Consider the following 19,761-nt stretch of genomic DNA (forward strand, 5'->3'; position numbering starts at 1 on the left):
GACTGGATCCAGGGAGTTCCGAAGTGGCCAATCTCGCTCAGGTCGCGCTGTGCACCGCTGATCTGCCTCGTACTATCCGGACGTTCGTGGACGTGCTCGGCTTCCGCAATGCGGGCGGGCGACCGCGCTGGGGCGAGTACGCCTCGCGCGTCCATGAGCTCCCGACCGGAGATGACACATACGTCATGATGTGGTGGCTCGTCGGGCGGCAGGAGTTCGTGCAGATCGAGCTGTTCCACCACACGAGCCCCGCCCAACGACCGAGGCGTCCGGGCTGGAGACCCTCCGATCTCGGCTGGGTCCGGTTCGGAGTCACCGTTCCTGACTTCGACCTCACGATGCGGCGGTTGCACGGTGCGGGTCTTACCACGATGACCAGTCCGGTAGACGTCGACGGACGTCGTCGCGTGTGCGTTCGAGAGCCTGGCGCGGACGCCATCGTCGAGATCATGGAGGAGACGGTTGGGTCCCACGCTCCGGCGCTTGCGTATGTGGCGGCGTCCGTATCCGATCTTGAGGGTGCGCGCCGATACTTCGGCGAGGTCTTCGGCTTCCCCGAGATTCAGTCAGACGCTATCCACAGACCCGAGCACGAGGCCATGTGGGGGCTCGACGGCGCGCGACGGGCATGTGCCGTCTTCCGTGCCGGCGACGTACTGCTCGAGGTGATGCACTATGAGACGCCACGACCGAAGGCGCCGGCGGCGGATGCGCTGCTGAGTGACCAGGGCATCATGAATGTCGCTATCGGGCACCGGGATCGTGCGGAGATGCTCGATGCTCTCGCGGCCGCTGAGTCCCTTGGCGCTTCCACCACCACTGACCCGCCGCCTGTGTCGGGTGCCACCTACCTGCGGATCTCTGACCGGCTCTCCGTCGAGCTGCTCCTCGTGCCTCCGGATCTCGACGGGGCGTACGGCTTCAGCCCACAGGACTTGGCGCCCCCGGGAAGTGCTTTCGCCCCCGAGGTGGCCGCCAGCTTGATGGCACGTGACAGCGACCGGCCTCGCCGAGACCGTGAGTAGGAAATGGTCGTTGCCGGTAGCTCCTGTCGTCCTCGTGGCAGTCTTCCTCACGCCCCTGAGCGTGGCCGGTACCGCGATCGCACTACCGGCGATCGCTCGGGACCTCGGCTCCGATCAGCTCGGTCTGCAGTGGGCGGTGAACGGGTTCAACTTCGCGTTCGCGGTCTTCACGATTGCCGCGGGAGTGTTCGCCGACCGGTTCGGATACCGGCTCACCTTCGTGATCGGCCTGGTGGTCGTGCTCGCGTCGTCGACCGTCAGCGGGTTGGCGCCGACGTTGCTGGTCCTCGACGTCGGCCGCTTCCTCGGTGGGGTGGGAAGTGCGGGGATCATCGCTGGAGGATCGGCCGCGATGTCGCACGCCTACCCGAGCGGCCCAGCCCGGGCGCGGACGTTCGCGCTGTTCGGCACGACCGTGGGGATCGGACTGGCCCTCGGCCCCAGCATCATGGGAGGTCTGGTAGCGGGCGTCGGATGGCGTGGCGTCTACGCGGTCCTCGGCCTGGCGGCACTGGTCGTCCTTGTCGTGAGTGCGGCCCTTCCGCGCGCCCACCCGCAGCGCGAGCCGCATCAGACGGCCATGGACTTCACGCTGCTGCGCAATCGCCGATTCCTTGCCTTCTGCTTGGTTCCGCTGGCGCCGGCGGTGGGCTACGTCACTATCCTCACCTACTTGCCGGTGGCGACGGCGGCGATGTTCGGTATGACCGCGGCGGACGCAGGGACGTTCATGCTCCCGATGACGATCCCGGTGTTCGTCGGTCCCCTGCTCGCCGCCCACCTGGTGCGTCGCGTGCGGTGGATCCGCCCCGAGACGATCATCTACGCCTCGCTCGCAGCCCTGATCATCGGAGACCTCGGCATGCTGCTGCTGTCCCCAGGCGTTGCGCTCGCCTGGCTGATCATGCCGTTGGCTCTCGTCGGCTTCGGCTACGGGTTCCCCATGGGGTTGATCGACGGTGAAGCGATCTCCTCCGTTCCCGTTCGCAGCAGTGGCACCGCCGTCGGCGTGCTCAACTTCCTCCGCACGGGCTCGGCGGCCATCGCCGTCGGCGGGTACGGCATGGTGATGGCCGCGCTCATCAGCTACTCACTCCCCCCGGCCACGGCTGCCCGGGTCGCCGCGGGCGGGGTCGGGCACGCTGACGTCTACGCCGCGGCGTTCCGCACGACCCTGATCGCGATGGCCCTCGTCGTGGCCGTGCTCTGCCTCATCATCGTCTGGCTCCATCGCACGGCGGCCGCCGGCCGACGAGCGGAGTAGGAGAGAAGTTCAGTGACCCACACGCTCGGCATCCACGGAGGAGAAGACGTTGTGAGCAAAACCAACGCGAAGGTGTTCATCGTCACCGGTGGGCTTGGCGGGATCGGCAGCTCGACCGCGCGCTTGCTCACCGAGTCCGGGGCGCACGTCGTCCTGACGGATGTGGTCGAAACGGGCGGCGCCGCCTTCGCCGCGGAGCTCTCCGCTGGCGGGCCCGAGGCGTTCTTCGTCCAAGCCGACCTCGCCGAGGAGGACGAGGTGCGCGCGCTCGTCGAAAGCACGGTCGAGCGTTTCGGGCGGCTGGACGGCGCGTTCAACAACGCGGGAGTGGCACAGAACGAGAAACCGCTCGTCGATCTGACCACTGACGATTTCCTCCGGGTGATGCGCGTCAACGTGCTCGGGACGTTCCATTGCCTGAAGCATCAGATGCGGGCGATGGCAGGCGGCGGGTCCATCGTGAACACCTCCTCCGGGCTCGGTGTGATGGCGTTGCCGAACCGAGCGGAGTACATCGCCTCGAAGCATGCCGTGTGCGGATTGACACGTGCCGCCGCAGTCGAGGGCGGGCCGCTCGGCATTCGGGTGAACGCGATCCTCCCGGGCTCGATACGCACGCCGATGGCCGAGGCCGTCTTCGGGTCGACGGAGTCCGCGGCGTACGTCGAGCGGGCGGCCAGCCTCCATCTGCTGGGCCGGCCAGGCGAATCGGTGGAGATCGGCCATGCGGCGCGATGGCTGCTGTCCGACGAGGCGTCCTTCGTCACGGGTGCGCTGATTCCCGTCGAGGGCGGCCTGACCGCGGGGCGGAGGTTGTGAACACCGAATGACCCGCATCACCACCACCCGCACAGTTATCGGAAGGTGATCATGAACCTAGGACGCACGCCGCCCTCCAGCGACGCCGGCCGCATCGTCGCCGTCACCGGGGCCGCCTCCGGCATCGGGCTGGCCACCGCATCGGCGTTCGCCGCGGCCGGGATGACCGTCGTCGGGCTCGACCTGCGCGAAGGCCCGCCAACTGAGGGGATCAGCTGGATTCCGTGCGACGTCGCCGACGACGCCTCCGTGAGTGCGGCGTTCGCCGCTCTCGGCGACGCGTACGGGAAGCTCGACGTCGTCGTCAACAACGCCGGGATCGGGGCGAGAGGGTCGGTCGAGACGGCGACCGAAGACGACTGGCTCCAGGTCTTCGGCGTCAACGTGTTCGGCGTCGCGCGAGTCAGCCGGCACTCGATTCCACTCCTGCGGGCGGGGCACTCGGCCACGATCGTCAATGTGGCGTCCATCGCCGCCGTCGCCGGGACCCCGCTACGCGCGGTGTACAGCGCGTCCAAAGGCGCGGTCGCCGCGCTCACCCGGGCGATGGCCGCCGATCTCGTGGCCGAGGGCATTCGGGTCAACGCGGTCTACCCCGGGGCGGTGCACACCTCCGTCACCGGTCGTTACGACGCGGATCCGGATGCCGCGCGGCAGCTCCTGACCGCCCGGATGCCGCTGGGGCATCTCATCGGCGTCGACGAGATCGCGCGGGCGATCGTGTACCTCGCCGACCCCGCCAACCGCTCGCTGACCGGCGCCGAGTTCCGCTACGACGGCGGGATCACCGAACTGGTCAACTTCGGCACGGCCTGACGGGCCCGCATCGTCGCGCTCGTTCTCTGAATTCTGAATCAGGAAGGTTGGAACATGGCAGGTCTCATCCAGGTCGCCGTGTGCACGGCGAACATGCCGCGCACGATTCGCACGCTGGTCGAGGTGTTCGGCTTCTCGAGCGCGGGCGGGAGGCCCCGGTGGGGCGAGTTCGCCGCCCGCCTGCAGGAGCTGCCCAGTGGCGATGACACCTCGGTCATGCTGTGGTGGATGCTCGGACGTCAGGAGTTCGTGCACATCGAGCTGTTCCACCACATCAACCCCCCGCAGCGACCCCGGCCGGCGGGGTGGCGGCCCTCGGACCTCGGCTGGGTGCGCTACGGCATCACCGTCTCCGACTTCGACGCGGTGCTGGAGCGGCTGAGCGCGGCGGGGGAGTCGACGCTCACCGACCCCGTGATCGTCGATGGGGCGCGGCGGGTCTGCTTCCGGGAATCCGGGTCGGACGTCATCGTCGAGATCATCGAGGAGACCGAGGAGACAGCCGTTCCTGGCGTGCGGCCCGGCCCGGCCGTGTCCTATGCCGCGGTGTCGGTGTCGGACTTGGAGGTCGCGCGTCGCCAGATCCGAGAGGTCTACGGGTTCCCCGAGATCGCGTCCGACGCCCTGCACCGTCCCGAGCACGAGGCATTGTGGGGACTCGAGGGTGCTCGGCGAACCTGCGCGGTGTTCCAAGCCGGCGACGTGCTCCTCGAGGTGATGGAGTACGAAATCCCCGAGCCGAAGGCCCCGGACCCCGACGCACCCTTGAGCGATCAGGGCTTCATGAACGTCGCCATGGGGTACCGGGACCGCGACGAACTCCTGCGGGCGCGCGAAGCGTCCGAGCGTCTCGGCATCCGTTCGACCGCCGGGATGCCGGCGGTCTCCGGCGGCTTCTATCTGCGTCTCGTGGACAACCTCTCCGTCGAGATGCTGCTGGTGCCCGAACAGTTCGCGAGCTCGTACGGCTTCGAACCGCAGGAGCTCGCGCCGCCGGGAAGCCCGTACGTGCGGACATAGGCCTAGGCGAGCCTCTCGATCACCATCGCCATGCCCATTCCACCGCCGACGCACATCGATTCGACACCGAACTGCTTGTCGCGCTGAACGAGGGCGTTGATGAGGCTGCTGGTGATGCGGGCGCCGGTCATTCCGAACGGATGTCCGATCGCGATCGCCCCACCGTTGACATTGAGCCGGTCGAGGTCGATGCCGAGCTTGTGAGCCGAACCAAGGCACTGTACGGCGAAGGCCTCGTTGATCTCGAAGAGGTCGATATCGGCGAGGGACATTCCGGCGGCATCCAGTGCGGCAGGGATGGCGGTCACGGGGCCGAGACCCATGATCTCGGGCGAGATGCCCGTGACGGAGGTGGCGACAATTCTGGCCAGGGGGGTGATGCCCAGGTCCTTGGCCTTGGTGGCGCTCATCACGACGACCGCGGCCGCGCCGTCGTTGAGGGGGCAGGCGTTGCCGGCGGTAACGGTGCCGCCCGCGCGGAAAACCGGTTCGAGCCGGCTCACCGCCTCGAGCGTGACGCCCGGGCGAGGCGAGTCGTCCGTCGCGACCACCGTGCCATCGGGCCGGACGACCGGGGTGATGTCGCTCGCCCAGAATCCGTCGGCGATCGCCTTCTCGGCGAGGTTCTGGCTGCGTACGGCGAACTCGTCCTGCTCGCGACGACTCATCCCCAGCACTTGCTGGACGTTCTCAGCCGTCTGACCCATCGAGAGGTACACGTCCGGAAGCTCACCCCGCGCTCGGGGATCGATCCAGGGCTCAGGATGCGCGGCGCGGCGCGTGCTGCGAGCGAGGGAGTCCGCGAACCGAGGGTTCAGGAGGTCCTGGCCTTCGATCGAGTCGCTCGTACCCTTGCTGAATCCGCTCACGACCTCGACGCCGGCGGAGATGTAGACGTCCCCCTCGCCGGCCTTGATCGCGTGGAACGCCATTCTCGTCGTCTGCAGCGACGACGAGCAGTAGCGCGTGATCGTGGTGCCCGGGAGGTGATCGTAGCCGAGCATGACCGCCACATTCCGGCCCATGTTCCACCCCTGCTCGCCGCCCGGCATCCCGCAGCCGAGCATGAGGTCGGCGATGTCCGCCGCGTCGAGCTCGGGCACCTTATCCAGGGCGGCACGGACCATTTGCACGGTCAGATCGTCGGCGCGCATGCCGGCGAGGGTCCCCTTGAAGGCGCGGCCGATAGGCGAGCGCGCTGTCGAGACGATCACTGCTTCGGGCACAGGGATTCCTTTCTCCCGGACGTCGTCGAGTCCGGTGAAGCGATGGTGATCAGGACTCGTTCAGCCAACGACGCTCGCGCTCGTAGAACGCGGCGACCTCATCGGGACGATCGTCGCCGAGCAGATCATCGAGAACGGTGTAGCCGCGCGAGGCCAGGAACCACGCGAGCAGACGGTAGGGCTTGCGGAACGGCGCAAGCTCGGCGGCAGCAACGTGCACGGACTCGCCGGGTGTCGTCACCACGAGGTGGTCGCGCTCGTAGACGGTGTCGAGTCTGAGGAGTCGCCATTCACTGTCGCGCCGGAGCGCGCGGTACTGAATGCGGAGGGATGACATCAGGACGACGTCGACGTCGTTGATGGTGATCGGAGCTTCGATCACGGTCGGCAACTCGGCGATGGCGCGGTCTCCGGCGACGTGGACGACCAAGGGGGACAGGCGATGCGTCGACACGCTGCCGTTCGCGTTCATCGCCTCGGACTGGTCGACGTTCTCGTAGGCGCTCCCCTCGAACCAGCTGAGGTGCACGGTGGCGTCCGGCCAGTACTGGGCGCGCATCTGGTCCCACCACCTGCGGTCGCGCCCCTGGCGCTCGTGCAGCACCAGTTGAGTCACGGTCTCGATGTCACTAATCGCCATGCCGCGAATGTAACAGACATTCTCGGGAAGAGGTGAAAATTACGAAAATAGTGCTCACTCTCCGAGGACCTGCCGTGATGGGGTGGGCCCGTCAGCGTCGGAGAGTCTCGCCAGCTAGCCAGCGCCGGCCATCCGCGTAGAGTTCCTGCACCTCTCGGCCGCGAAGACCTGGAACGTCCGTGTGGACGCTCATTCCCGCATTGCGCTGGCAGTAGAGCAGATGCCGGCAGCCGGACGGCAGCGTTGCCAGCACTGCTCGATCCATCACCGGAATCTGGCCGGGCGTCACGGGGTCCACTCGGTCCTTCTCGTAGATCGGTTCGCGAAGCACGATTCGCCAGTCGCCGCTTCGCCGCTCGAAGAAGTCGTAGAACCGCCCCACGCAGGTGACGTCAACCTCGACGTTCTCCAACATGAGGCGCTGTGAGATGGACATCTTCGTCTGTGCGATCGCGCGATGGTCCGACACCTCGATCGATGAGCCACCGAGGAAGTGGTGCACCAGCACTCCCGCCTCAAAGCCGGCGCGAGCCGCAGCGACGAAATCGTCGGCAGAGCCCCTGAACCAGGTTGTCTTCATCCGACCGTCGTGATGCCACGTCAGACGGAGGTCGTCCCACGCCCCTGCGTCGCGCCAGATCGCCCAGGCTTCGATGACGGACCGGATACTGCGGTCGGGGCTGTCCACGGGTACTCCTTCAGGACTCGATTGCGGCGCGGGCGGTGCGAGCTTCGAGCGCGGGCGAGCGGATCGTGGGCCACCTGGGACGCCACGGGAAGTGATGCCGCCAACGCCGGTTCGAACATGCTCGATGATTATGCAGCAAAGCGCACAACTTCGAAATATCGTTGACACCTCGAATCCAACATGGTTGCGTGATCGGCACCCCCGCACCCCGTGACGACCCGTTCGGCGCGAGGGCGTTCCGCGTCCCGAACGAGATCAATCCGCCCATCCGCGGGCTCGATCCCATCTTGGCGGGCGCGACGAAGTCCAAGAATGAGGAAGCGACCAGATGAGTTCGCTCGAGCGTTGACTGCGTAGCTCAGGAACGGTGTACATCTTCTTGATCTCTACCGTTCTGGTGTGCTCGTCGTGGGCGCGATAGCCGCCAGAGGAAACGGCGACACCGTTCAGGTACGCGACCAGGAACAGTCCGCTGGAGGGGGTGTACGCGGCCGGGTCCCCCTCGGCAGGATCTGCGTAGCCATACCGCTCGGCCTGTTCGTCGAAGAGGGCCCGGACCAGTCGTACCGCATCGGGGATGCTCGTATGAGCGGATCAGGATGGCGAACCGGGTGGTACTGGAGATCGAACTCGGGTAGGGCAGCACCTGCGGCCGCTCGAGGTCAACTACGTCGGCTGGTAGGCGGGCCGCGCTGAACATCGGAGCACCGACGGAAGGGTACGCGGGTGGTCGACGAACGGGATGTCCGGCGGGTCAGAGTGGCCCTCTTGGTGGCTCTCGGGATCTTCGTGCTGGTGTTCGCGCTGCCGGTAATCGGCTTCTACGTCGCCGAATGGCGGTTTACCGTGGCGGCCGAGGAGGCTGCCGGGCGCTACGCCGTGCTGTTCGCCGAGCGCGCCGTGCAACGCTGGGAAAGCGTGGCCGACCCGGTGGCGGAGGCGGACGAAGCGCTCGCGGAGGTCCGGGTGCGCGCGACCGCACCCGGATCGCCCGTTGTCACGGTGGAGGCCGTGGCGGACAGGGGATCGTTCCTCGGGTCCGGCGGAGTCGTCGTGCGCTGCTTCTCCGTCGCCTTCGCCGCACCCCCGCAGGGTGGCCGGGTCACCCACGCGGTCGAACCCCTCGGCGCGTGTGATTGACGTGGGTCAGGCGTCGCGGGCCGGGACGGTGAGTGATCAGCGTGCGGGGCAGTGAAGGACTTCTGACCTGCAGGGATGACCTCAGCATTTAGGAAGATGCGGCTCAGGAGAGGCCACCGGAAGACTGACAGTCCGGGCGTTTTAGGCGCATTTCTCGACGGACTGGAGCGGCAATGGCGGGGTCGTTGAAGTGCAGTGTGGTCATTCCTACCTACAACCGGGTGGGGCTGCTTCGGCACACGCTCGAGTCGATGGTCGGGCAGAGTCTGCCGAAGGACCAGTTCGAGGTGCTGGTGGTGGATGACGGGTCCACGGACTCGACGGCCGACATGGTGGACACCTTCCGCGGGCGGCTCAACCTCCGGTACTTCTGGCAGGAGGACGAGGGGTACCGGGCGGCGCAGGCGCGGAATGTGGGGATCGCGGCGGCGGGCGGGGATGTCACCGTGCTCATCGATTCGGGGGTGCTGGCCCATTCCGAGTGCCTGCGGGCGCATCTGGCGAGCCATGAGAAGGCCGATGGGCCGGTCGCGGTCGTGGGCTACGTGTACTGCTTCAACCTCGACAACGAGGACGCGAAGCTGATCAACGAGGTCATCGACTTCGAGCGGCCGGATCGCACGATCGCCGACCTCCAGCGCAAGAAGGTCTGGCTGGACGTGCGGGAGATCTTCTACGGCCTGTACGGCGACGACTTCGGCCACCTCCCCGCCCCCTGGCTGAACTTCTGGACCTGCAACGTCTCGGCCGGAACCGAGCAGCTGCGCAGGATCGGGATGTTCGACGAGGCGTTCCGGAAGTGGGGCGGCGAGGACATCGACCTCGGCTACCGGCTGCACCGGGACGGGGCCTACTTCGTGCTGAACCGGGAGGCGGCCGCCATCCACTGCCCGCACGAGAAGAGCTTCGACGGCAACAACGAGCAGGCGGCGAGCAACTACGAATACATGGCGGCCAAGTACGCCACACCCATCACCGCACTCCTGCCGCACATCGGTGAGCTGAACTACTGGGAGCTGAACAACATCATCATGGCGCGCGACCTGCCGAGGTGCGCCGAGTATGTCGCGGCGAGCGGACGGGAGTCGTCATGAGCGCCAACCCCTATGTGATGTCGGCCGGCGATCTCGTCGCCTCGCGCTGGCGCATCGCCAAGCTGGTGCCGAAAGCCGGGACCGGCCTGGTCGCGCTGCTGGTCGTGGTCAACCTGGTGCTCGGCCTGCTGCCCGTGGTGTTCGTGATCGCCACCAGCGTGGTGCTGGGAAGGGTGCCCGCGGCCGTCCAGGGCGGGCTGGACTCGCCCGCGTGGGACTCGCTGGTCGCGATCTTCGTGGTGGCCGCGGTCGCGTTCGTGGCGCAGCAGATCATCGCGCCGCTGCAGGCGTCGCTGGGGGAGCTGGCGGCGCGCAGGATCGACGGGCAGATGGTCGAGCGACTGATGGCGGCCTCTCTGCGGACGCCGGGGATCGGGCCCCTGGAGGATCAGGGCGCGCTCGAGGACCTGCGGGTGGCCGCGCGGGAGCTGGAGTTCGGGGTGCAGAGCCCGGGGCAGGCGTGCGCGGGTCTGGTGGCGCTGATCGGGCGCTACACGCAGCTGGCCGGGTACGCGGTCGTGGTCGGGGTGGCGTTCTCCTGGCTCGCCGCCGCCGGGCTGGTCGTCGCGGTCCTGCTCTTCCGGTACGGCCAGCGCGGCGGCCTGCGCAAATACGCCCGAGTGCGGTTCGCTCTCACCTCGGCCGAGCGTAAGGGCGACTACCTGCGCACGCTGGCCATCCAGCCGCTGGCGGGCAAGGAGATCCGGGTGTTCGGCCTGGCCGGGTGGATGCGGGACACGCTGCGGGCCGCGTACTTCGCCTGGCTGCGGCCGATGTGGGCGGAGCGGCGGCGGGTCTACCTGTGGCCGTTCGTCTGGTTCGGGGCGTGGGCGCTGGTGGCCACGGCCGCGGTCTTCGGTCTGGTCGGGTTCACCGACACGCTCACGCTGACGACGTTCATCCTGGTCATGCAGGCTTCGCTCGGGTCGCTGCGGCTGGCGGAGTACTACCCGGAGTCGGACCTGCAGACCGCCATCGGCATGGAGGCGTACGACGCGGTGCAGCGGTTCGCCGACCGCATCGACGAGCCGGTCGAGGAGGAGCGAACGGCCGTCACCGTGCCTGAGCCCGTGCACACCATTCAGTTCGATCGGGTGACCTTCCGGTATCCGGGGCAGCGGCGCGCGGTCTTCGAGGACCTGGACTTGACCATTCCGGTCGGCCGGTGCACCGCGATCGTGGGGTTGAACGGCGCGGGGAAGACCACGCTGGTCAAGCTGCTGGCCCGACTCTACGAGCCCACCTCGGGCGCGGTCCGGCTGGACGGCGTCGACATCTCGACGTACCCGATCGAGGCCTGGCGCGCCAAGCTTGGCGTGATATTTCAGGAATTCGCCAGGTACGAGGCGCCGGCGGCGGACAACATCGGGTTCGGCGCGGTGGCGTACATGGATGATCGGGCCGGGATCCGGGCCGCCGCCGAAGGGGTGGGCCTCACCGCCACGCTGGAGCGGCTGCCGCTCGGCATCGACACGCCGCTGGCCCGGCACCTGACCGACGGCGCCGACCTGTCCGGCGGGCAGTGGCAGCGGGTCGCGCTCGCGCGGGCGTTGTTCGCCCTCCGCCACGGCTCCTCGATCGTGGTCCTGGACGAGCCCACGGCCAGCCTCGACGTGCGCGCCGAGGCCCGGTTCTTCGACGACTTCGCCGGCCTTACCCAGGGCGCGACCACGCTGCTCATCTCGCACCGTTTCTCCACCGTGCGGCAGGCCGACTTCATCGTCGTCCTGGAACACGGCCGGATCATCGAGCAGGGCAGCCACGAGGAGCTGCTGGCGCTGGACGGTCGGTACGCCACCCTGTTCCACCTCCAAGCCGATCGTTTCACCGACGAGACCGACATCGACGAGGAGGTGCCGGCGTGAAGGACCTCCTCGCCGGCTCCTGGAAGATGATCAGCACCGCGTGGCGGATGGACCGGCGCAAGACCGCGATCTCGGTGGTGCTGATGGTGGCCGGCGCGGCGGCGGCCCCCGGGCTCGCCGCCGGTCTCGCGTGGATGACCAACGCCATCGTGGCCCACGACCCGGGCCAGGCGGCCCTGGCGGGCATCGTCGTCGCGGTGCTCGCCGTGATGGTGCTGACCTTCGGCCACTTCGCCCACCTGGCCTACTTCGAGCTCTCCGAGCTGGCGGAGCTCGACTTCGACGAGCAGCTCATCGCGCTCTCCAACGGTTCGGTGGGCATCGAGCACCACGAGCGGGCCGAGCACGCCGACGCGCTGACCGTGTTGCAGCAGGAGAGCCGCCAGTTCCGGGTCGGCCTGGAGGCGCTGCTCAACAGCATCGGCCTCGGCTTGGCGGTGGCGCTCACCGGCGTGCTGCTGGCCATGGTCAACCCGTGGCTGCTGCTGTTGCCGCTGGCCGCGATCCCGCCGCTGCTCACCGGCCGGGCCGCGGAACGGGTCAGGGACAGCGCGCGGACCGCCACCGCCGAGTCCACCCGGGTGGCGCTGAACCTGTTCCACCTGTCCACGTCGGCCAGGCTCGCCGGTGAGCTGCGCGTCTTCGGCCTCGCCGGGGAGCTGCGCGGGCGGCACACCCGGCTGTGGGCGGACGCCACCCGCGGCCTGTGGCGGGCGCATCTGGCCGCCACCTGGATCCGCGCCGCCGGGCAGGTGATCTTCGCGCTGGCGTACGTGGGCGCCGTCCTGCTGGTGGTGCGGGACGCGATCGCCGGGCGGCGCAGCGTCGGCGAGGTGGTGCTGGTCATCGCGCTCGCGGCGCAGGTGAACCAGCAGGTCACGACCGCTGTCACGCTGCTGCAGGATCTGCAGCGCATGTCCAGCGCGTACCGGCGGCTGGCCGGGATCAGGGACGTGGTCGCGGTCGCGGCGCACGGCGACGAGAGCCCGCCGGACCGGCTGCGGGACGGGATCCGGCTGGACGACGTCGGCTTCACCTACCCGGGCACCGACGCGAAGGTGCTCAGCGACGTCAACCTGCACATCCCGGCCGGAGCCACGGCCGCCATCGTCGGTGAGAACGGCGCGGGCAAGACCACGCTGGTCAAGCTGCTGTGCGGGTTCTACCGGCCGACCCGGGGCCAGGTGCTCATCGACGGGGTGGACATGCGGCGCATCCCCATCGACGCCTGGCGGGAGCGCATCGCCGCCGGTTTCCAGGACTTCGTCCGGTACGAGTTCCTCGCCGGCGAGACGGTCGGCGTCGGCGACCTGCCCAGGCTGGACGACGAACCGGAGATCAGGGCCGCGCTGGACCGGGCGCAGGGGTCCGACGTGCTCGAGCATCTGGACGACGGCCTCCAGACCCAGCTGGGCAAGTCCTTCGCCGACGGCGTCGAGCTGTCCGGCGGCCAGTGGCAGAAGCTGGCGCTGGGCCGGGCGCTGATGCGGTCCTCGCCATTGCTGCTGGTGCTGGACGAACCCACCTCCGCGCTCGATCCGCAGGCCGAGCACGCGCTCTTCGAACGTTACGCGGAGCAGGCCAGGCGGGTCGGCGAGGCGACCGGCGCGATCACGCTGTTCGTGTCGCACCGCTTCTCCACCGTACGGATGGCCGACCTGATCATCGTCGTGCAGGACGGCCGGGTCGTCGAGGTCGGCGACCACAGCACGCTGGCCGCCAGCGGCGGCCTCTACTCGGAGCTCTTCGCGCTTCAAGCAAAAGCGTACAGCTGACACCAGCTACGACGTATTAGGGAGAACTCATGAAGATTTCCGTGATTATTCCCACCTACAATCGCGCTGAAATGCTGCGCGATACCCTTAATCACCTCGCCCGGCAGGACATTTCCGCCGACGATTTCGAGGTCATCGTCTCCGACGACGGCTCCTCCGATCACACCAAGGACGTGGTCGACTCCTTCGCCGGGCAGCTGCACATGAAATACCACTTCATGGAGTATCTGGGGTTCCGGGCCGGGCACGCCCGCAACGCGGGGGCCAGGATGGCGTCCGCGCCGCTGTTCGTCTTCCTCGACACCGGCGGCATGGTCGGCCCCGGCTTCCTCCGCGCCCACCTGGCCGAGCACGCCCGTCCCGGCGGCCCGCGGGCCATCGTCGGGTACGCCTACGGCTACAACCCCGACTACGGCCACGACCAGGTGGACGCCATCGCCGAGGCGATGTCCCGGATGCCGCCCGAGCAGGTGGTCGAGCATTTCACCGGCCAGTCGTGGTTCCTGGACGTCAGGCACGGACTGTACGAGAAATATGACTTCGACCTGAGCCGCATGGCCATCCCGTGGCTGCTCTTCTTCACCATCAACGTCTCCGTCCCGGCCAAGGAGTTCCACGAGGTCGGCGGTTTCGACGAGGGCTTCGACCGCTGGGGCTGCGAGGACATGCATCTCGGCTTCAGGCTGTTCAAGAGCGGCGTGCCGCTGGTCCTGTCCAGGACGGCCTGGGCGCTGGAGTATCCGCACGAGCGGAACCGGGCCAACGACATGCAGGACGTCGCGATCAACCTGCGCTACTTCCTGCGCGGCTGGGAGGAGCCCCAGGTCGAGTTGCTCGCCCTGCTCATCCCGCGGCTGCTCTTCGGGACCATCGACGACGAGTGCCGTGCTGTGCTCGACTGGGCGGCGAGTGTCCGCGACCTGGACGTGTCCGCCGAGATCGACGCGGCCGTGCAGGAGATCGCGCCGACCGGCCGGATCGTCGTCATCGGCGCGGGCGGCCGGGTGCCGCCGTCGCTGCCCCCGGCCACCCTGTTCGACATCGACCGCGATCTGCTTCAGCGGGCGACCGCGGGCGGCGGCCACACCGGGCACCACCGGATCGGGCTGCTCACCGGTCTTGAGGACCAGTCCGTGGACACGGTCGTCATCACCTCCCGCATGGCCGGGCTCTGGGATCGGTGGAGCGAGGACTTGCTGGCCGAGGCGGGACGGGTGGGGCGCAAGATCCACGTCACTTTCAGTGCGCATTCTTAGAGATGCGCGGTCGCTCCCCGCATTCGAGTATCAATTCATCGGTAAAACGAGGAGGGACCGTGGAGACAAAGAATTCAGGGGGCCGGTCATGAAGCGGCTCACATTATTCGCGGTAATCGCGGCGCTGGTGACCCTGTTCACCTCCGCCGCCGGGCCGGCCAACGCCGGCGGCGACCTCAGGCACGGCAAGGTCACCGTGGACGGCGGCAGCATCCACTACGTCCGGGCCGGCAACGGCCCGCCGCTGGTGCTGCTGCACGGCTGGCTCGGCACCTGGTACACCTGGAACAAGGTCATCCCCGAGCTGGCCCGCGACCACACCGTGCTCGCCTTCGACCTGCCCGGCATCGGCGAGTCCAGCGTGTACGCCGGCGGCTACGACAAGGTCACCACCGCCCACCGGATCCGCGAGGCGGTCCGCAAGATCGGCTTCCGCGGCCAGGTCGAGCTCCTCGCCCACGACGTCGGCGGCCAGGTCGCCTACCCCTACGCCCGGGACTTCCCCGGCGAGGTCACCAGGCTGGCGGTCATCGAGGCCCTGCTGCCCGGCTTCGGCCAGGAGGACTTCTACCCCTTCAGCTGGCACTTCCAGTTCAACATGTCACCCATCGCGGAAGCGGTCTGGGACACCGGCGACACCAAGCCGATCCTCGACCACTTCTTCGACGGCGCGCGGCACCCCGAGAACATCGCCCGCGAGGTCTTCTACAAGGCCTACTCCGACCCCGGCGACCGCCACGCCGGCTTCGAGTACTACCGCTCACTGGCCACGGACGCCGCCGACAACCAGGCCAACGCCGAGGCCAAGCGCCTGACGATGCCCGTCCTCGCGATCGGCGGCCAGCAGGCCCTGGGCGGAATCATCGCAGGCTCCTTCCGCCGCGTCGCCGACGACGTCCGCGAAGTGATCGCCCCCGAATCCGGCCACTTCACCCCCGAAGAGAACCCCCAGTTCACCGCCGCCTGCACAAAACTCTTCTTCGCCAACACTCCCCAGCCGACTCCTCCCGCCGAACTCGCGGGTTGCGCCGCCTGACCCAGCGTTTCATTGTCGCCGCCGCTCGGATTTCGAGCGGCGGCGTTGTCATGTGCGCACGTTCGGAGATGGCTCGCGCACGTCCGGAGAAGCGTGGGTGCGGGGTGGCGGGGGATTGTGTGATTGACGCGATCCGAGGAGGGGCGATGCCTACCACGATTGGTTCGTTGCGCAGGCTGGTGTTGACGCCGGCGTTGCGGGAGGTGACTTTTGCCGCGCGGGGGTTTCCGGAGGGGCCGCCGGGGGCGACGCGGCATCTGGAGGCGATTCCGCAGGCGGTGATCTGCGGGTTCGAGTGGGGGATCGACGCGCGGGACCAGTGGGAGGTGGAGCGGCGGCTGGAGCTAATCGAGCCGGAGCAGCGCGGGTTCGCCTACGAGGGGGCCACGATGGCGTTCACCGTGGTGGACGCGATGGGTGGGGGGCGTGGGAAGCGGACGAGGGACCTGTTGATGGGGCCGGGGCGGCCGCACATCTTCCTGACCTACATCGGGATCGGGTTCGCCATGGCGCGGCTGCCCCGGGTGCTGTGGAAGAAGGTGATGCCGGATCTGAGCGGCACGCCGTACTATCCCGCGATGACCTGGCTGGCCGTCGACGGGTACGGCTTCGACCGGGCCTACTTCGAGACCAGGCGCTGGGTGGACGAGCAGCGGATCCCGGCCGCCTACCCGTGGGAGGGCCGGGCGGACTACTTCCCGCGCGCCATCGACCAGGGCATCGGCCGGGCGCTGTGGTTCATCCACGGCGGGCAGGTGCCGGGCGTGGCCGCCGCGGTGCGGCGGTTCGCGGGGGACCGGCAGGCCGACCTGTGGAGCGGGGTCGGGCTGGCGGCGACGTTCGCGGGCGGCTCGGACCCGGCGGCGCTGGCGGCGCTGCGGCGCGAGTCGGGGGAGCACTGGGCGCAGCTGGCGCAGGGCGTGGTGTTCGCCGCGAAGGCCCGCCACTACGCCGGGCACGTGCCCGAGCACAGCGCGGCGGGAGTGTCGATCCTGGCCGACCTGACGGTCGACGCGGCGGTCGCGGTGGCCGACGACTCGGCCGCGGATCCCGCCGAGAAGGCCGATCTCCCGGCCTACGAGTTGTGGCGGAATAACGTCCGCACCCGGCTTAATTCGCGTGAGCAAGTTTGAAGTAGACGCACCTCCACAGTCAATGGATATTTGATATGTGGCTAATATGGTGCGTGCGCTGAGGCGCAAAATACTAACCCCGGACATGTCCGCCACAAGGCTCGACGTGCGGGGCTTCCACGAAAAGAGCCCAGCCGCCAAAGAATTACTCGAAACGGTCGGGCGATCATTTCTCACCGGATTCGCCCACGCCGCCGAGGCGCGCACACCCGCCGACGCGGAAGAATTGCTGGAGAGAATTACCAAACGATTCCGCGGATTCGCCTACGAGGGCGCGGCGATGGCATTCACCATCGTCGACGCGCTGCCATTCGGCGGGCGCGGAAGGCTCCAGGGATTCCTCGAAGGGCGCGGCAAGGACCACGTCTACATGGTCTATGTCGGGGTCGGCTGGGCGATGGCCCGGCTGCCCCGGATGGTGTGGTCGCGCGTCCAGGCCCCCGATCCGCTGCTGCGCTGGCTGGCCCTGGACGGCTACGGCTTCCACCAGGCGTACTTCCAGACCGCCAAGTACGTGCACGGCCAGTTCCAGGAGCCGCGCTTCCCGTGGCCGCGCGGCGACCACGGCGGCTACCAGAACCGGGCCATCGACCAGGGCATCGGCCGGGCCATGTGGTTCGTCGGCGGAACCGACCCCGACCTGGTCGCCTCGATGATCGAGAAGTTCCCGCAGGCCCGCCGCGCCGACCTGTACGCCGGCACCGGCCTGGCCGCCACCTACGCGGGCGGCGCCTCGGAAGCCGAACTACGCGAACTCTGGGAACGGGCGGGACAGTACCGGCCGCAGGTCGCGCAGGGCAGCGCGTTCGGCGCGACCGCCCGGGTCCAGGCCGGGCTGCTCGGCCCGCACACCGAGCTGGCCGTCCGCGTCTTCTGCGGGATGACGCCGGAGAAGGCGTCCCTGATCTGCGCGGAGGCCCTGCCCGACGGGCCGCTGGACGGCGCCCCACCCGGCTACGAGGTGTGGCGCCAGCGCATCGCCGATGAATTCGTATCTCTTGGGAGGTGTTAGTCAGTGGCAAGCACAGCTGGCTGGGTCCGCAGGCAACTGCCGGGCATCGTGGCACTGGTGGCGCTGGCGGTGGCGTACGTCATCGTCAAGCTGCCCACCCCGTCCCCGGCGGAACGGGCCGACATCGCGAGCACGTACGCGTTCCAGCCGATGAACATCGCCATGCCGAGCGGGTTCAAGCAGCAGACGATCCGCCGCGTCAACAAGGACTACAAGCACATCGACGCGTGGATCTCCTCGGTCGGCTCCGGCATCGCCATGAACGATCTGGACGGCGACGGCCTGGCCAACGACCTGTGTGTCACCGACCCGCGCATCGACCAGGTCGTGGTCACCCCGACCCCCGGCCTGAAGTCCGACCGGTACGCGCCGTTCGCGCTGGTCCCGGCCGGGCTGCCGATGAACGACGTGATGGCCCCGATGGGGTGCGTGCCCGCCGACCTGAACGAGGACGGCCGGATGGACCTGCTGGTCTACCTGTGGGGGCGGACGCCGATCATCTACCTGGCCAAAGCGGATGCGAAGGGCCTGAGCGCAGGGGCGTACCAGGCGATCGAGGCCGTGCCGCCGCGGAGCAGCACCCCGGGCTACACCGGCCCGCAGTGGAACACCAACGCCGTGGTCGTCGACGACTTCGACGGCGACGGCCACGACGACGTATACGTGGGTAACTACTTCCCGCACGGCCCGGTCCTGGACGACCGGCTGAGCGGCGGCGTCGTCATGAACGCCTCCATGTCGCGCGGCCTCAACGGTGGTGAGGACTACTTCCTGCGCTGGACCGCGTCCGGGCCGGACTCGGTCACCTTCCAGCAGATCGACAACGGGCTGCCGCGCACCGTCTCCGCGGGCTGGGTGCTGGCCGCCGGGGCCACCGACGTGGACGGCGACATGCTGCCCGAGATGTACCTCGGCCACGACTTCGGCCCCGACCGGATGCTGCACAACGCGTCTACCCCGGGCCGGATCAGGTTCACCGTGGCCGAAGGCACCAGGACCCCGCTGATCCCCAAGTCCAAGGTGGTCGGCCGGGACTCGTTCAAGGGCATGGGCGTCGACTTCGGCGACCTCAACGGCGACGGCCTCTACGACATGTTCGTCAGCAACATCACCACCTCCTTCGGCATCGAGGAGAGCAACTTCGCCTTCATGAGCACCGCGAAGGACAAGAGCCAGATGCGCGCCGACCTGACCTCCGGGCACGCGCCCTGGGAGGACCTGAGCGCGCCCCTCGGCCTGGCCTGGTCCGGCTGGGGCTGGGACCTGAAGATCGCGGACTTCGACAACAGCGGCCAGCCGGCCATCGCGCAGACCACCGGCTTCGTCAAGGGCGAGGTCAACCGGTGGCCGCTGCTGCAGGAGCTGGCCACCGCCAACGACGGCGTGCTCGAATTCCCGATGTGGTGGCCGAACGTGACGGCCGGGGACGACGTCGCCGGCGGCCAGACCTTCGCCTTCTACGCCAAGGGCAAGGACGGCTACTGGAGCAACGTGGCCGGCGAGCTCGGCCTGGCCATCCCCGTGCCCACCCGCGGCGTCGCCACCGGTGACGCGGACGGAGACGGCCGCCTGGACATGGCGCTCGCCCGGCAGTGGGACGAGCCCGTCTTCTACCAGAACACCAGCCCTGCCAAGGGCGGCTTCCTCGGCCTGCGGCTCACCCACGAGCAGGACGGCGACATCAAGCCCGGCTCGCCGGTGGTGGGCGCGCAGGTCACGGTGACCATGCCCGGCGGCGGCAAGCAGGTGTCCCGGGTGGACGGCGGCAGCGGCCACTCCGGTAAGCGCAGCAGCGAGGTGCACTTCGGCCTCGGCGACAACGTGACCGGCCCGCTCCAGGTGAACCTCTGCTGGCGCGACCGCACCGGTCAGATCCACGAACAGAATCTGCAGCTGACGCCGGGCTGGCACAACATCCAGCTGGGCGCTCAGGCAACGGAGAGGTGACTCCT

General features: G+C 68.5%; 18 protein-coding genes. 15 read left to right on the forward strand and 3 right to left on the reverse strand.

Annotation, left to right across the window (positions count from 1 at the left end; all coding sequences use genetic code 11):
* Positions 1-23 precede the first annotated feature (23 nt).
* From Amac_RS00640 to Amac_RS00660, 5 genes are read left to right on the forward strand one after another with little or no spacing between them, the layout of a single operon-like run.
* A complete protein-coding gene (locus tag Amac_RS00640; protein ID WP_170322241.1) occupies positions 24-1,025 on the forward strand; it encodes a VOC family protein in 1,002 nt (333 codons plus the stop codon).
* Positions 1,026-1,059: 34 nt separating this feature from the next.
* Complete coding sequence (locus Amac_RS00645; RefSeq protein ID WP_170322242.1) at positions 1,060-2,289, forward strand: MFS transporter; 1,230 nt, start codon at positions 1,060-1,062, stop codon at positions 2,287-2,289.
* Between the two features lie 51 nt (positions 2,290-2,340).
* The gene (locus Amac_RS00650; RefSeq protein WP_155352277.1) at positions 2,341-3,108 is read left to right on the forward strand and encodes an SDR family NAD(P)-dependent oxidoreductase; all 768 of its coding nucleotides are present in this window, start codon (positions 2,341-2,343) and stop codon (positions 3,106-3,108) included.
* 51 nt (positions 3,109-3,159) lie between these two features.
* Positions 3,160-3,924, forward strand: a complete 765-nt coding sequence (locus Amac_RS00655) for an SDR family NAD(P)-dependent oxidoreductase (protein ID WP_155352278.1) — start codon at positions 3,160-3,162, stop codon at positions 3,922-3,924.
* 54 nt (positions 3,925-3,978) lie between these two features.
* A complete protein-coding gene (locus Amac_RS00660; protein WP_155352279.1) occupies positions 3,979-4,944 on the forward strand; it encodes a VOC family protein in 966 nt (321 codons plus the stop codon).
* A gap of 2 nt (positions 4,945-4,946) precedes the next feature.
* On the opposite strand, the gene Amac_RS00665 is transcribed toward Amac_RS00660, so the two are convergent.
* The 3 genes from Amac_RS00665 to Amac_RS00675 all read right to left on the reverse strand — a co-directional run bounded on the left by Amac_RS00665 (position 4,947) and on the right by Amac_RS00675 (position 7,498).
* Positions 4,947-6,170, reverse strand: a complete 1,224-nt coding sequence (locus tag Amac_RS00665) for an acetyl-CoA C-acetyltransferase (RefSeq protein WP_155352280.1) — start codon at positions 6,168-6,170, stop codon at positions 4,947-4,949.
* A 49-nt stretch (positions 6,171-6,219) separates the two neighbouring features.
* Positions 6,220-6,810 carry a nuclear transport factor 2 family protein gene (locus Amac_RS00670; protein WP_218040806.1) on the reverse strand — a complete coding sequence of 197 codons (591 nt, stop codon included), beginning with the start codon at positions 6,808-6,810 and terminating at the stop codon, positions 6,220-6,222.
* 91 nt (positions 6,811-6,901) lie between these two features.
* A complete protein-coding gene (locus tag Amac_RS00675; RefSeq protein ID WP_155352281.1) occupies positions 6,902-7,498 on the reverse strand; it encodes a nuclear transport factor 2 family protein in 597 nt (198 codons plus the stop codon).
* A gap of 188 nt (positions 7,499-7,686) precedes the next feature.
* Here Amac_RS00675 and Amac_RS00680 point away from each other — a divergent pair, with 188 nt between their 5' ends.
* The 10 genes from Amac_RS00680 (at position 7,687) to Amac_RS00725 (ending at position 19,756) form a co-directional block, all read left to right on the forward strand.
* Positions 7,687-7,830: a hypothetical protein gene (locus Amac_RS00680; protein ID WP_155352282.1), complete on the forward strand. Its 144-nt coding sequence runs from the start codon at positions 7,687-7,689 to the stop codon at positions 7,828-7,830.
* A gap of 394 nt (positions 7,831-8,224) precedes the next feature.
* Positions 8,225-8,638 carry a hypothetical protein gene (locus tag Amac_RS00685; protein WP_155352283.1) on the forward strand — a complete coding sequence of 138 codons (414 nt, stop codon included), beginning with the start codon at positions 8,225-8,227 and terminating at the stop codon, positions 8,636-8,638.
* Positions 8,639-8,811: 173 nt separating this feature from the next.
* On the forward strand, positions 8,812-9,732 hold the full coding sequence (locus Amac_RS00690; RefSeq protein WP_155352284.1) for a glycosyltransferase: 921 nt from the start codon (positions 8,812-8,814) through the stop codon (positions 9,730-9,732).
* Positions 9,729-11,597, forward strand: a complete 1,869-nt coding sequence (locus tag Amac_RS00695) for an ABC transporter ATP-binding protein (protein ID WP_155352285.1) — start codon at positions 9,729-9,731, stop codon at positions 11,595-11,597. The genes Amac_RS00690 and Amac_RS00695 overlap by 4 nt, the downstream gene beginning before the upstream one ends.
* Positions 11,594-13,372, forward strand: coding sequence for an ABC transporter ATP-binding protein (locus Amac_RS00700; protein ID WP_155352286.1), 1,779 nt, complete (start codon positions 11,594-11,596; stop codon positions 13,370-13,372). The genes Amac_RS00695 and Amac_RS00700 overlap by 4 nt, the downstream gene beginning before the upstream one ends.
* A 29-nt stretch (positions 13,373-13,401) precedes the next feature.
* Entirely contained in the window at positions 13,402-14,628 is a 1,227-nt protein-coding gene (locus tag Amac_RS00705; RefSeq protein ID WP_155352287.1) for a glycosyltransferase, read from the forward strand.
* A gap of 88 nt (positions 14,629-14,716) precedes the next feature.
* Positions 14,717-15,664, forward strand: coding sequence for an alpha/beta fold hydrolase (locus Amac_RS00710; protein ID WP_155352288.1), 948 nt, complete (start codon positions 14,717-14,719; stop codon positions 15,662-15,664).
* A gap of 146 nt (positions 15,665-15,810) precedes the next feature.
* Positions 15,811-16,797: a DUF1702 family protein gene (locus Amac_RS00715; RefSeq protein WP_155352289.1), complete on the forward strand. Its 987-nt coding sequence runs from the start codon at positions 15,811-15,813 to the stop codon at positions 16,795-16,797.
* Positions 16,798-16,843: 46 nt separating this feature from the next.
* Positions 16,844-17,809 carry a DUF1702 family protein gene (locus Amac_RS00720; protein WP_155352290.1) on the forward strand — a complete coding sequence of 322 codons (966 nt, stop codon included), beginning with the start codon at positions 16,844-16,846 and terminating at the stop codon, positions 17,807-17,809.
* Positions 17,810-17,812: 3 nt separating this feature from the next.
* Positions 17,813-19,756: a CRTAC1 family protein gene (locus Amac_RS00725; protein WP_155352291.1), complete on the forward strand. Its 1,944-nt coding sequence runs from the start codon at positions 17,813-17,815 to the stop codon at positions 19,754-19,756.
* Positions 19,757-19,761 lie beyond the last annotated feature (5 nt).

The organism is Acrocarpospora macrocephala (genome assembly GCF_009687865.1).
Taxonomy (GTDB): domain Bacteria; phylum Actinomycetota; class Actinomycetes; order Streptosporangiales; family Streptosporangiaceae; genus Acrocarpospora; species Acrocarpospora macrocephala.